This is a genomic window from Streptomyces sp. NPDC052012 (assembly GCF_040689265.1).
Lineage (GTDB): Bacteria > Actinomycetota > Actinomycetes > Streptomycetales > Streptomycetaceae > Streptomyces.
Window position 1 is genome coordinate 175479 of record NZ_JBFAXA010000002.1, and the last position, 11909, is coordinate 187387.

Below are 11909 nucleotides of genomic sequence, written 5' to 3' on the forward strand. Positions count from 1 at the left end.
CCGGCATTCCAGAGAGAAGTGATCCATGGTCCCTGAGCACCCCGACGCCCCCGGCGGCGAAACGGCCGCACTGGCGCTGAAGATACTGGTCGCCGGCGGTTTCGGCGTGGGCAAGACCACCCTGGTCGGCGCGGTCAGCGAGATCAGGCCGCTGCGCACCGAGGAGATGCTGAGCGAGGCGGGCCAACTGGTCGACGACACCGGCGGCGTGGACCAGAAGGTCACCACGACCGTCGCGATGGACTTCGGACGCATCACCATCCGATCCGGCCTGTCGCTCTACCTCTTCGGGACGCCGGGACAGGACCGCTTCTGGTTCCTGTGGGACGAACTGGCGCAGGGAGCCCTCGGCGCGGTGGTCCTCGCCGACACCCGGCGGCTGGAGGACTGCTTCCCCGCGGTGGACTACTTCGAGCACCGCGACATCCCGTTCGTGGTCGCCGTCAACTGCTTCGCCGGAGCGCGGCGCCACGAATCGCAGGACGTGTGCCGTGCGCTCGACCTGGACGCCGGGACGCCCGTCGTGCTGTGCGACGCACGCGAGCGCGACTCGGGCAAGGAGGTGCTGATCCGGCTCGTCGAGTACGCCGGGCGCAGGCACACCGCCCGGCTGCTCGACTCGGTCGGATGAACCTCGGGCCCTCGGTCGGGCCCGTGATCAGTCCGCCACGCCCTTCTCCGAGAGGACCCTGTCGACCGTGACGCGCACGAGGAGTTCGCCGGGCACGCCGTTGCGGGCACCGAACTCCTCGGCGCGGTCCTCGCCCATGTACCGTGCGCCGATCCTGGCCGCCCAGTGCCGCAGCTCCCCGGGGTCGTCCACGAAGTGTGCCCGGCCGTTCAATACGACGAAGGCGAACGGCGGACGGTCGTCGTCCACGCACAGGGCGACCCGGCCGTCACGCGCCAGATTGCGCCCCTTCACCGTCCGCTCCCCGGTGGTGAACACCAGCTCGTCACCGTCCAGCACGAACCAGACCGGCGCGACATGCGGGCTGCCGTCGGCGCGGACGGTGCAGAGCTTGGCGGTGCGGGTCCCCTGCGAGACGAACGCCCGCCACTCTTCGTCGGTCATCTTCTCTCCCATGGCTCCCATCCTCCTTGCCCGGCGCCCGGTCGTGGGGAAGGCTGACGCGGGGAGCCCTCGCACGGCGGGAGCCATCACACGGGGCAACACCGGGGAACACACGGGGAGAGTGCGCGACATGGCGCAGAACCAGGGACTCGACTGGCTGCTGGACGACCTGACCCAGCGCGTCGAACACGTACGGCACGCACTGATCCTGTCCAACGACGGGCTGGTGACGGGCGCGAGCACGGGACTGCGCCGCGAGGACGCCGAACACCTCGCGGCCGTCTCGTCCGGACTGCACAGCCTCGCCAAAGGCTCCGGACGCCACTTCGGCGCGGGCGGAGTGCGCCAGACGATGGTCGAGTTCGACGACGCGGTGCTCTTCGTCACCGCGGCCGGCACCGGCAGCTGCCTGTGCGTGCTCAGCGGCGCCGAGGCCGACATCGGCCAGATCGCCTACGAGATGACCCTGCTGGTGAACCGGGTCGGCGAACATCTGGACGTGGACGCCCGACGACCGGCCCCGGATCCCGAAATAGAGCTCTGACCTGCGAGTTTAGGCAGCGTTGCGAGGTTATCCACAGGCTCGACACGGAGAGTGACAATTCGGCTACGGTCTTTCCCGGCAGGCGCACTCGGCGCCGGCCGCACTCGCTTCCACGGGGGAGACCACCGACCATGTCCCAGAACACCGTCACGCACGACCGCCCGGCCACCGCCGAGCGCCGCACAGCCACCCACGACACCTGGCTCACGCCGGGCCGTGCGGCGCGGGAGCTCGGGCTCAAGCGCAGCGAGTTCGACCTCGCCGTGCACCTCGGGCGCATCCGCGCCGTACCCGACGGCGGGGGAGGGGGACTCCGGGTCGACCGCGCCGAGATCGAGAGGCTGCGCGCCCGGCCCGGTTTTCCCGAAGCGCTGCGCGAGAGCGTGGAGACGGTGGGCACCACACAGGGCGCCGCCCTCATGGGCGTGACGAAGGACCGCTTCACCCGCCTCGCCCGGCTGGGACTGCTGGTCCCCGTGCGTTTCCACCTCAATCGCTACCGGGCCGTGGTCTGGCTCTATCTCGGGGAAGAACTACGGCAGTTCGCCGCCGACGAGAAGAACGGCCCGCTGCTGACCGGCCGCACGCCCGAGACCCTCAGGAGCCAGCTCGACGCCGGAACCGATCTACGGCCCCGCAACTGGCGCCACCGCCACCTGGGATTCATGCTGCGCCTGGCGGACGATCCCTGGTCCCGCGCGGGAGCCGTGGCGTCGCTGCTCGACCCGCTGCATGTCGCGGAGGTCGTGAAGGACCCCTACGACCGCTCCCATCTGAACGGGTTCCGGCAGGCGCCCCCGTCGCACGGCACGCCGGGCTCCCCGGCCGCGCACCTGGCCCAGGAGCTCATGACGGCCCAGGACCCCGACGAGATCGCCTGGTTGCAATCGGACCTGGTGCGGCTGACGGACGAGGCGCAGCTGTACCGCGCGGCACCCCGGCCCGCCTCTCGCCGTCACGGAACGACCCGGGAGACCGGCCAGGAGCCGGAACGGCGGCGCACCGGCGCTCGCCGCCTGCTCGGCAAGTGGCTCCGCGGCGAGCGATGACCTACAGCGCCCGGAACAGACCCTCCTGGACCACGGACACCAGCATCCGTCCCTCGAGGTCGTAGATACGCCCGCGGGCCAGACCCCGCCCGCCCGTGGCGATCGGCGATTCCTGGTCGTACAGGAACCACTCGTCCGCGCGGAACGGACGGTGGAACCACATGGCGTGGTCCAGTGACGCCATGTCGAATCCGCGCGGGCCCCACAGCGGCTCCACCGGGATCCGCACGGCGTCCAGCAGAGTCATGTCGCTGGCGTAGGTGAGCGCGCAGGTGTGCACCAGCGGATCGTCGCCGAGCGGACCGACCGCCCGCATCCACACCGCGCTGCGCGGCTCCGCGCCCTTCACCTCGTCGGGGTCCCAGCGCAGCCGGTCCACATAGCGGATGTCGAAGGGCTGGCGCCGGGCCATCCGCTCCAACTGCTCCGGCAGCGTGCCCAGATGCTCACGGATCTCGTCCGTGACCGTCGGCAGCGACTCCGGATCCGGCACCTTCCGGGCCGGCGGCAACTGGTGCTCGAAGCTCGCTTGTTCAGGCTTGTGAAAGGAGGCGGTGAGATTGAAGATCGTGCGGCCCTGCTGCACGGCGGTGACCCGGCGCGTCGTGAACGACCGCCCGTCCCGCACGCGTTCGACCTGGTACACGATCGGCACGCCGGGCCGGCCCGGCCGCAGGAAGTACGCGTGCAGCGAGTGCACGGGCCGGTCGCCGTCCGTGGTGCGGCCCGCGGCGACCAGCGCCTGGCCGGCCACCTGGCCGCCGAAGACCCGCTGCAGCGACTCCTGCGGGCTGCGGCCGCGGAAGATGTTCACCTCGATCTGCTCCAGGTCGAGCAGGTCGACAAGCCGTTCGGCCGGATTCGTCATGGTGCGCATTCTCCCGTGGTCACAGCTGGCCGACGTCGGTGACCCGGACGACCGCGCGGCCCTCCGCGTCGGAGGCGGTGAGGTCGACCTCGGCGCTGATGCCCCAGTCGTGGTCGCCGTTCGGGTCGTCGAAGATCTGCCGGACGCGCCACAGCCCGTTCTCCGGCTCCTCCTCGATCAGCAGCAGCTTGGGCCCGCGGGCGTCGGGGCCGGTGCCGAGCTCCTCGTACTCGTCCCAGTACTTGTCCATCGCCTGGCCCCAGGCGTCCGCGTCCCAGCCGGACTCGGCGTCCATCTCGCCCAGCTCCTCCACCTGGTCCAGCGCGGCGAGCTCCACCCGGCGGAACAGGGCGTTGCGGACCAGCACCCGGAAGGCACGCGCGTTGGCGGTGACCGGCTTGACCTGGTCGGCCTTCTCCTGGGCCTCCTCGGCGGTCATCTCCTCCGGGTTCGCCAGCTGCTCCCACTCGTCCAGCAGGCTGGAGTCGACCTGGCGCACCGTCTCGCCCAGCCAGGCGATCAGATCCTGCAGGTCCTCCGACTTGAGATCGTCCGGGACGGTGTGCTCCAGGGCCTTGTAGGCGCTGGCGAGGTAGCGCAGCACGATGCCCTCGGTGCGCGCCAGCTCGTAGAAGGACACCAACTCGGTGAAGGACAGCGCCCGTTCGTACATGTCCCGCACCACCGACTTCGGCGACAGCGGATGGTCACCGACCCACGGGTGGCTCTTGCGGTAGGTGTTGTACGCGTGGAAGAGCAGCTCCTCCAGCGGCTTCGGGTACGTGATGTCCTGGAGGCGCTCCATGCGCTCCTCGTACTCGACGCCGTCCGCCTTCATCGCGGCGACCGCCTCGCCGCGCGCCTTGTTCTGCTGGGCGGCGAGGATCTGCCGCGGGTCGTCCAGCGTGGACTCCACCACGGAGACCATGTCCAGCGCGTACGACGGCGATTCGGGGTCAAGGAGTTCGAACGCGGCCAGCGCGAAGGTGGACAGCGGCTGGTTCAGCGCGAAGTCCTGCTGGAGGTCCACGGTGAGGCGCACGATCCGGCCCTCGGCGTCCGGCGCGTCCAGCTTCTCCACGATGCCGCCGCCGAGCAGCGAGCGGTAGATGGCGATCGCCCGCCGGATGTGCCGCAGCTGCTGCTTGCGCGGCTCGTGGTTGTCCTCCAGCAGCCGGCGCATCGCCTCGAAGGCGTTGCCGGGGCGCGCGATCACCGACAGCAGCATCGTGTGCGTCACCCGGAAACGGGACGTCAGCGGCTCCGGCTCGGAGTCGATGAGCTTCTCGAAGGTCTTGTCGGTCCAGCCGACGAACCCCTCGGGCGCCTTCTTGCGCACCACCTTCCGGCGCTTCTTCGGATCGTCGCCCGCCTTGGCCAGCGCCTTCTCGTTCTCGATGACGTGCTCGGGCGCCTGCGCCACGACGAAGCCCTCGGTGTCGAAGCCGGCCCGTCCGGCGCGGCCCGCGATCTGGTGGAACTCACGGGCGCGCAGGGTCCGCACCCGGTTGCCGTCGTACTTGGTCAGGGCCGTGAACAGCACGGTGCGGATGGGCACGTTGACGCCCACGCCGAGCGTGTCCGTCCCGCAGATCACCTTCAGCAGGCCGGCCTGCGCGAGCTTCTCCACCAGCCGCCGGTACTTGGGCAGCATCCCGGCGTGGTGCACGCCGATCCCGTGGCGGACGTAACGGGAGAGATTGCGCCCGAACTTGGTGGTGAAGCGGAAGTTGCCGATCAGCTCGGCGATCTGGTCCTTCTCCTCGCGCGAGCACATGTTGATGCTCATCAGCGCCTGCGCCCGCTCCACCGCCTGCGCCTGCGTGAAGTGCACGATGTACACCGGCGCCTGCCGGGCCTGGAGCAGATCGGTGAGCGTCTCGGTGAGCGGTGTGTAGCGGTACTCGTAGGACAGCGGCACCGGGCGGGTGGCCGAGCGGACCACCGCGGTGGGGCGCCCCGTGCGGCGTGCGAGGTCCTTCTCGAAGAAGGACACGTCGCCGAGGGTCGCCGACATCAGCACGAACTGCGCCTGCGGCAGCTCCAGCAGCGGGATCTGCCAGGCCCAGCCGCGGTCGGGCTCGGCGTAGAAGTGGAACTCGTCCATCACGACCTGGCCGACGTCGGCGTGCCTGCCGTCGCGCAGCGCGATCGACGCGAGCACCTCCGCGGTGCAGCAGATGACGGGCGCGTCCGCGTTGACGGAGGCGTCACCGGTGAGCATGCCGACGTTCTCGGTGCCGAACAGCTTGCACAGCTCGAAGAACTTCTCCGACACCAGGGCCTTGATCGGCGCCGTGTAGAAGGTGACCTCGTCCCTGGCCAGCGCGGCGAAGTGAGCCCCCGCGGCGATCATGCTCTTGCCGGAGCCGGTGGGCGTCGAGACGATCACGTTCGCCCCGGAGACCACCTCGATCAGCGCCTCCTCCTGGTGGGGGTAGAGGGTGAGCCCCCGCTCCCCGGCCCACGACTCGAAGGCTTCGTACAGGGCGTCGGGGTCGGCGGTCGGCGGCAGCTGATCGATGAGGGTCACGCCCCCATCTTGCCTGCCCTCCCACCCGATGCGGGAATCGGCTGCCGCCACGAAGATCGCGAACGCTACGCTGTGCCGTCGGCGGGGCGGCAACGCCGCCGGTCAACCGGTAGGCGGCACACGAGGAACGGGGCGGGCAACGGCGATGATGGGACCAGCACACTCACTTTCGGGCGCCGCGGCCTGGCTCGGCGTCGGTGCGGCGAGTGCCGCGGCCGGACACACGATGCCCTGGCCGGTCCTGCTGGCGGGCGCCCTGATCTGCGCCGGTGCCGCGCTCGCCCCCGACCTCGACCACAAGGCGGCCACCATCTCGCGGGCCTTCGGGCCGCTGTCCCGCGGGCTGTGCGAGATCGTCGACAAGCTGTCCTACGCGGTCTACAAAGCCACCAAGAAGCAGGGCGACCCACGCCGCTCGGGCGGCCACCGCACCCTCACCCACACCTGGCTGTGGGCGGTCCTGATCGGTACGGGCACCTCCGCGTTGGCGATCACGGGCGGCCGCTGGGCGGTGCTGGCGATCCTCTTCGTGCACATGGTGCTCGCCATCGAGGGGCTGCTGTGGCGGGCGACCCGGGGCTCCAGCAGCGACGTCCTGGTGTGGCTGCTGGCCGCGACCAGCGCGTGGATCCTCGCGGGCGTCCTGGACAAGCCGGGCAACGGCTCCGACTGGCTGTTCACCGCGCCGGGCCAGGAGTACCTGTGGCTGGGCCTGCCGATCGTGCTGGGCGCGCTGGTGCACGACATCGGGGACGCGCTGACGGTCTCCGGCTGCCCCATCCTGTGGCCGATACCAGTGGGCCGCAAGCGCTGGTATCCGGTCGGCCCGCCGAAGGTCATGCGGTTCCGGGCGGGCAGCTGGGTGGAGCTGAAGGTGCTGATGCCGGCGTTCATGCTGCTCGGCGGGGTGGGCTGCGCGGCGGCGCTCAACGTGATCTGAGCGGCGCGAGCGTACGGGCGTCAGCCGGCGCCCCGGCCGCCCTCACCGCCGTAGCGCCGCTCGAAGCGGGCGACGCGGCCCTCCGTGTCCACGGTGCGGGCCTTGCCCGTGTAGAAGGGGTGGCTCTCCGAGGAGATCTCCACGTCCACGACGGGGTAGGTCTCGCCGTCGTCCCACTCGATGGTCTGGTCGCTGCTCGCGGTGGACCGGGTGAGGAAGGCGTAACCGGCGGCGCGGTCGCGGAAGACGACCGGGTGGTAGTCGGGGTGCTTGTCCTGCTGCATGGATGCTCCTCGGTCGACGGGTCGGTCGACGGATCGGTGGGCGACGACCGGAACGACGGGGACGACGGTCGGGCGTCTGCCGGGCTCGACGCGGATGACGGCGGGGGCGGCAGTGGCGTCGCGGGATCAGCCGGGCAGGGAGTCCTCGTCGACGACGTGCATGGCGGCCTCCTCGGCGGAGGCGGCCGCGCCGTCGATCCCGACGTCCGTGGCGACCAGGGCTTCCTCCTCGTCCTCGTGCGCCCCTTCGTCGGGGGCGACGAGCCGGCCGGAGCGGGCGGCGCCGACCTCGTTGTCCAGGAGTTCGCCGTCGGTGCCCTCGCAGTCGCCGAGACCGTCGCCGTCGGCGGCGGCGAGGTCGGGCAGCTCCTCGGAGAGCCGCTGGTCCAGCGTCTCGCCCTCCAGGCGCTCCGCTGCGGTCACCCCGCGGTGCTCCACGGCCCAGGGCCGCTCGGGCGGGGACCAGCCCCGGTCCAGCGGGTCGGCGACGCCGTCGTTCTCCAGGGTGTCCTCGGCGTCGAGCAGTCCGGCGTCGTCCTGAATCTCGGACGCGTCGGGCTGGTAGACGTCGTCTCCCCATCCGTCGGCGCTGTTCACGGGTACCTCCAGGGGGTGGGGACAGGCCCGTTCCCGCCGCGGCCCACACCGGGCCGCCACTGCACGGGGCACTGGCGCCGCCGGTCCCCGATCCACCGGGGTTCCGGCCGTTCCCCGAGCCGGTGCCTGACTCCAGACTTCCACCCCGCTTCGGCACCGCGCAACGGCACGACTCCCGCGCCGGGCGCCACGCGGCACCCCGGCCGCCCCGGGACCGCCCCGGACCGGGCCGCGCGGGCCCGCCCGTCCCGACAGGACCAGGCAGCCTGCGCCGGCCGGGCGAGCCCGATGCGGTGCCTCGCCCCGCACGGGCCCGCCCCTGCCTCGTTCACCCGGCCGTCGCCCGCCTCACCCGTGCCAGGACCGCCACAGCGCCGCGTACGCACCGTCCGCAGCGACCAGCTCGTCGTGGCTGCCCAGTTCGCTGATGCGGCCGTCCTCGACGACAGCGATGACGTCCGCGTCGTGGGCGGTGTGCAGACGATGGGCGATGGCGACGACGGTGCGGCCGTCGAGGACGCGGGCCAGGGAGCGTTCCAGGTGACGGGCGGCGCGCGGGTCGAGCAGCGACGTCGCCTCGTCCAGGACCAGCGTGTGCGGATCGGCGAGGACCAGGCGGGCCAGCGCGATCTGCTGGGCCTGGGCCGGGGTGAGCGCCAGCCCGCCGGAGCCGACCTCGGTGTCGAGGCCGTCGTCGAGCGCGCGGGCCCAGCCGTCCGCGTCGACGGCGCCGAGCGCCGCCCACAGTTCGGCGTCCTGGGCGTCCGTCCGGGCGAGCCGCAGGTTGTCGCGCAGGGACCCCACGAAGACGTGGTGCTCCTGGTTGACCAGGGCCACGTGCGACCGGACCCGCTCCGCGGACATCCGGGACAGCTCGGCGCTGCCGAGGGTGATCCGGCCCTGCCGGGGCGCGTAGATCCCGGCGAGGAGTCGCCGGAGGGTCGACTTGCCCGCGCCCGAGGGGCCGACCAGGGCCAGCCTCGTGCCGGGAGCGACGTCGAGGGAGACCGTGCGCAGCACGTCCACGCCCTCGCGGTAGCCGAAGTGGACCCGTTCGGCGCGCACATGGCGTCCGTCGGGAGCGAGCGAGGCGTCGCCGGCGTCGGGCTCGATCTCCCGCACACCGACCAGCCGCGCCAGCGACACTTGCGCCACCTGCAGCTCGTCGTACCAGCGCAGGATCAGCCCGACCGGGTCCACGAGCATCTGCGCGATCAGCGCGCCCGTCGTCAGCTGGCCCACCCCGATCCAGCCCTGCAGGACGAACACCCCGCCGATCATCAGCACCGAGCCGAGCACCGTCACATGGGTGATGTTGATGACGGGGAACAGCACCGAACGCAGCCAGAGCGTGTAACGCTCCCAGGCCGTCCACTCCCGCACCCGCTGGTCCGACAGCGCCACCCGGCGCTCACCGAGGCGGTGCGCCTCGACGGTCCGCCCGGCGTCCACGGTCTCGGCGAGCGCGGCGGCCACGGCGGCGTATCCGGCGGCCTCCGAGCGGTAGGCGGCGGGCGCCCGCCGGAAGTACCAGCGGCAGCCGGCCACAAGCAGCGGCACCGCCACCAGCACGGCCGGGGCCAGCTCGGGCGCGGTGACGACCAGACCGCCCAGCAGCAGCACGGCCCACACCACGCCGATGGTCAGCTGCGGCACGGCCTCACGCATCGCGTTGCCGAGCCGGTCGATGTCGGTGGTGATCCGCGACAGCAGATCGCCCGTGCCGGCCCGCTCCAGGACCCCGGGCGGCAGTCCCACCGACCGCACCAGGAAGTCCTCGCGCAGATCGGCCAGCATCCGCTCACCGAGCATCGCCCCGCGCAGCCGCACCTGCCAGACGAACACCGCCTGGGCGACGAGCGCGAGCACGAACAGACCGGCCGTGAGCTCCAGATGCAGCTCCCGCGCCCCGTCCGAGACCCGCTCGACCAGACCGCCGAGCAGATAGGGACCCACCATCGAGGCGACCACGGCGATCGTGTTCACGGTGATCAGGAGCAGGAAGGCCCGGCGGTGCCGGCGCAGCAGTTCGCCGACGTACGAGCGGACGGTCGCGGGGGCTCCCACCGGCAGGGTGCCGGCCGTGGTCGGGGCCGCCGGGTCGTAGGCCGGGGGCGCCACGCCGATCATGCTGTCTCCTCGATCTCTTCGAGCTTGTCCAGCCGGTGCAGCAGGGTGTCCCGGCCGTCGTCGTGCAGCACCTCGTCCTCGGTCTCCCGGGTCACCACCGCCCGGTACCGGGGCTCGGTGTGCACCAGGTCGCGGTGGCCGCCGACCGCCACGACCGTGCCCTCGTGCAGGAACACCACCCGGTCGGCCCGGTCCAGCAGCAGCGGCGAGGAGGTGAACACCACGGTGGTGCGTCCCGCGCGCAGATCGCGCACCCCCTGGGCGATACGGGCCTCGGTGTGCGAGTCGACCGCCGACGTCGGCTCGTCCAGGACGAGCACCTCGGGATCCGTGACCAGCGACCGGGCCAGCGCCAGCCGCTGGCGCTGGCCGCCCGACAGGGACCGGCCGCGCTCGGTGAGCCGCGCGTCCATCGCGTCCCGGACGTCCAGCGAGCCCTGCACCAGTGCCGCCAGCACGTCGGCGCACTGCGCCGCGTCCAGGGCCGCCCGCGGATCGACCTGCCCGGACGCGGGTACGTCGAGCAGTTCGCGCAGGGTCCCGGACAGCAGCACCGGGTCCTTGTCCTGGACGAGCACGGCCTGGCGGGCGCAGTCCAGCGGCAGTTCGTCGAGCGGCACCCCGCCGAGCAGCACCGAGGTGCCCGCCTGCGCGGCGTGCCCGCCGAGTCGTTCGGCCAGTCGCCCCGCCGCGTCCGGGTCCCCGCACACCACGGCGGTGAGCCGGCCGGCCGGGGCGAGCAGCCCGGTCTCGGGGTCGTACAGATCGCCGGAGAGAGTCTCCGCGGCCCGCGAACCCGCGGTGTCCGTGGCCCGCTCCAGCGCCAGCACCCGCGCGGCCCGCCGGGCTGAGGGCTTGGAGAAGGAGTAGGCCATCGCGATCTCTTCGAAGTGACGCAAGGGATAGGTGAGCAGCATGACCGAGCTGTAGACGGTGACCAGTTCACCGACCTCGATCCGGCCCTGGCGGGCCAGATGCACGCCGTACCCGACCACACCGATCAGGAGGAGTCCCGGCAGCAGTACCTGGATCGCGGCGATCAGCGACCACATCCGGGCGCTGCGCACGGCGGCGTGGCGCACCTCCTGGGAGGCGCGGCGGTAGCGGTCGAGGAAGAGGTCCTCGCCGCCGATGCCGCGCAGCACGCGCAGTCCCGCCACGGTGTCCGAGGCGAGTTCGGTGGCCCGCCCCGCCTTCTCGCGCTGGACGTCGGCCCGCCGGGTGGCGCGGGGCAGCAGCGGCAGCACGGCGACGGCCAGCACGGGCAGCCCCACGGCGACGACGACACCGAGCGCCGGCTGGTAGACGACCAGGCCGACGCAGACCAGCACGATGGTCACCGCCGCCGCGGTGAACCGCGACAGGGCCTCCACGAACCAGCCGATCTTCTCGACGTCACCGGTGGACACGGCCACCACCTCACCCGCCGCGACCCGCCGGGTCAGCGCGGCGCCGAGGACGGCGGCCTTGCGGGCCAGCAGCTGCTGGACGCGGGCGGCGGCGGTGATCCAGTTGGTGATGGCGGCCCGGTGCAGGAAGGTGTCGCCGACCGCGTTGCCGGCGCAGGCCAGCGCCAGCAGGCCGCCCGCCAGCGCGAGCCGGCCGCCCGAGCGGTCGACGGCGGCCTGCACGGCGGTGCCCACGCAGAACGGCAGCGAGGCGACGGAGGCGAAGTGCAGCAGGCCCCAGGCGAGCGAGGTGAGCTGCCCGGACAGCTGATTGCGGAAGAGCCACCACAGGAATCGGGGACCCGAGCGCGCGTCGGGCACACCCGGGTCGGGAAACGGAAGGTCTTGAATCTGCATGACGTCCCAGGGACTCGGATCACGGGCAGGCGGAGACAGCAAACCGTGACAGGTTGACGCCGCTACGTGCAGGCGGGCAACCGG

General features: G+C 72.1%; 11 protein-coding genes. 4 read left to right on the forward strand and 7 right to left on the reverse strand.

Annotated elements, in window-relative coordinates; all coding sequences use genetic code 11:
* Positions 1 to 25: 25 nt before the first annotated feature.
* Positions 26 to 631, forward strand: coding sequence for an ATP/GTP-binding protein (locus tag AB0412_RS04510; protein ID WP_366400979.1), 606 nt, complete (start codon positions 26 to 28; stop codon positions 629 to 631).
* Positions 632 to 658: 27 nt separating this feature from the next.
* Here the strand turns inward: AB0412_RS04510 and AB0412_RS04515 are convergent, their stop codons facing one another.
* Positions 659 to 1087 (reverse strand): PPOX class F420-dependent oxidoreductase, encoded by a 429-nt coding sequence (locus tag AB0412_RS04515; protein ID WP_366400980.1) that lies wholly within the window; start codon positions 1085 to 1087, stop codon positions 659 to 661.
* 118 nt (positions 1088 to 1205) lie between these two features.
* Between AB0412_RS04515 and AB0412_RS04520 the strand changes: the two genes are divergently transcribed.
* Together AB0412_RS04520 and AB0412_RS04525 are read left to right on the forward strand one after the other, a co-directional pair.
* Positions 1206 to 1619, forward strand: coding sequence for a roadblock/LC7 domain-containing protein (locus AB0412_RS04520; protein ID WP_366400981.1), 414 nt, complete (start codon positions 1206 to 1208; stop codon positions 1617 to 1619).
* Between the two features lie 131 nt (positions 1620 to 1750).
* On the forward strand, positions 1751 to 2668 hold the full coding sequence (locus AB0412_RS04525; protein ID WP_366400982.1) for a DUF6397 family protein: 918 nt from the start codon (positions 1751 to 1753) through the stop codon (positions 2666 to 2668).
* Position 2669: 1 nt separating this feature from the next.
* On the opposite strand, the gene AB0412_RS04530 is transcribed toward AB0412_RS04525, so the two are convergent.
* Both AB0412_RS04530 and AB0412_RS04535 read right to left on the reverse strand, forming a co-directional pair.
* Positions 2670 to 3536 carry an acyl-CoA thioesterase II gene (locus AB0412_RS04530; protein ID WP_366400983.1) on the reverse strand — a complete coding sequence of 289 codons (867 nt, stop codon included), beginning with the start codon at positions 3534 to 3536 and terminating at the stop codon, positions 2670 to 2672.
* Positions 3537 to 3555: 19 nt separating this feature from the next.
* Positions 3556 to 6069: a DUF3516 domain-containing protein gene (locus AB0412_RS04535; RefSeq protein WP_366400984.1), complete on the reverse strand. Its 2514-nt coding sequence runs from the start codon at positions 6067 to 6069 to the stop codon at positions 3556 to 3558.
* Between the two features lie 145 nt (positions 6070 to 6214).
* On the opposite strand from AB0412_RS04535, the gene AB0412_RS04540 reads away from it, so the two are divergent.
* Positions 6215 to 7009, forward strand: a complete 795-nt coding sequence (locus AB0412_RS04540; protein WP_366400985.1) for a metal-dependent hydrolase — start codon at positions 6215 to 6217, stop codon at positions 7007 to 7009.
* Between the two features lie 20 nt (positions 7010 to 7029).
* On the opposite strand, the gene AB0412_RS04545 is transcribed toward AB0412_RS04540, so the two are convergent.
* The 4 genes from AB0412_RS04545 to AB0412_RS04560 all read right to left on the reverse strand — a co-directional run bounded on the left by AB0412_RS04545 (position 7030) and on the right by AB0412_RS04560 (position 11825).
* Positions 7030 to 7293 (reverse strand): type B 50S ribosomal protein L31, encoded by a 264-nt coding sequence (locus AB0412_RS04545; RefSeq protein ID WP_366400986.1) that lies wholly within the window; start codon positions 7291 to 7293, stop codon positions 7030 to 7032.
* A gap of 126 nt (positions 7294 to 7419) precedes the next feature.
* Positions 7420 to 7890 carry a DUF5709 domain-containing protein gene (locus AB0412_RS04550; RefSeq protein WP_366400987.1) on the reverse strand — a complete coding sequence of 157 codons (471 nt, stop codon included), beginning with the start codon at positions 7888 to 7890 and terminating at the stop codon, positions 7420 to 7422.
* 348 nt (positions 7891 to 8238) lie between these two features.
* Entirely contained in the window at positions 8239 to 10020 is a 1782-nt protein-coding gene (locus AB0412_RS04555) for an ABC transporter ATP-binding protein (protein ID WP_366400988.1), read from the reverse strand.
* Positions 10017 to 11825, reverse strand: a complete 1809-nt coding sequence (locus tag AB0412_RS04560) for an ABC transporter ATP-binding protein (protein ID WP_366400989.1) — start codon at positions 11823 to 11825, stop codon at positions 10017 to 10019. The genes AB0412_RS04555 and AB0412_RS04560 overlap by 4 nt, the downstream gene beginning before the upstream one ends.
* Positions 11826 to 11909: the final 84 nt, after the last annotated feature.

Coding starts and splice junctions, on each gene's coding strand:
- AB0412_RS04510 (WP_366400979.1), top strand. CDS start 26: ATGGTCCCTGAGCACCCCGACGCCCCCGGCGGCGAAACGGCCGCACTG.
- AB0412_RS04515 (WP_366400980.1), bottom strand. CDS start 1,087: ATGGGAGAGAAGATGACCGACGAAGAGTGGCGGGCGTTCGTCTCGCAG.
- AB0412_RS04520 (WP_366400981.1), top strand. CDS start 1,206: ATGGCGCAGAACCAGGGACTCGACTGGCTGCTGGACGACCTGACCCAG.
- AB0412_RS04525 (WP_366400982.1), top strand. CDS start 1,751: ATGTCCCAGAACACCGTCACGCACGACCGCCCGGCCACCGCCGAGCGC.
- AB0412_RS04530 (WP_366400983.1), bottom strand. CDS start 3,536: ATGACGAATCCGGCCGAACGGCTTGTCGACCTGCTCGACCTGGAGCAG.
- AB0412_RS04540 (WP_366400985.1), top strand. CDS start 6,215: ATGATGGGACCAGCACACTCACTTTCGGGCGCCGCGGCCTGGCTCGGC.
- AB0412_RS04545 (WP_366400986.1), bottom strand. CDS start 7,293: ATGCAGCAGGACAAGCACCCCGACTACCACCCGGTCGTCTTCCGCGAC.
- AB0412_RS04555 (WP_366400988.1), bottom strand. CDS start 10,020: ATGATCGGCGTGGCGCCCCCGGCCTACGACCCGGCGGCCCCGACCACG.
- AB0412_RS04560 (WP_366400989.1), bottom strand. CDS start 11,825: ATGCAGATTCAAGACCTTCCGTTTCCCGACCCGGGTGTGCCCGACGCG.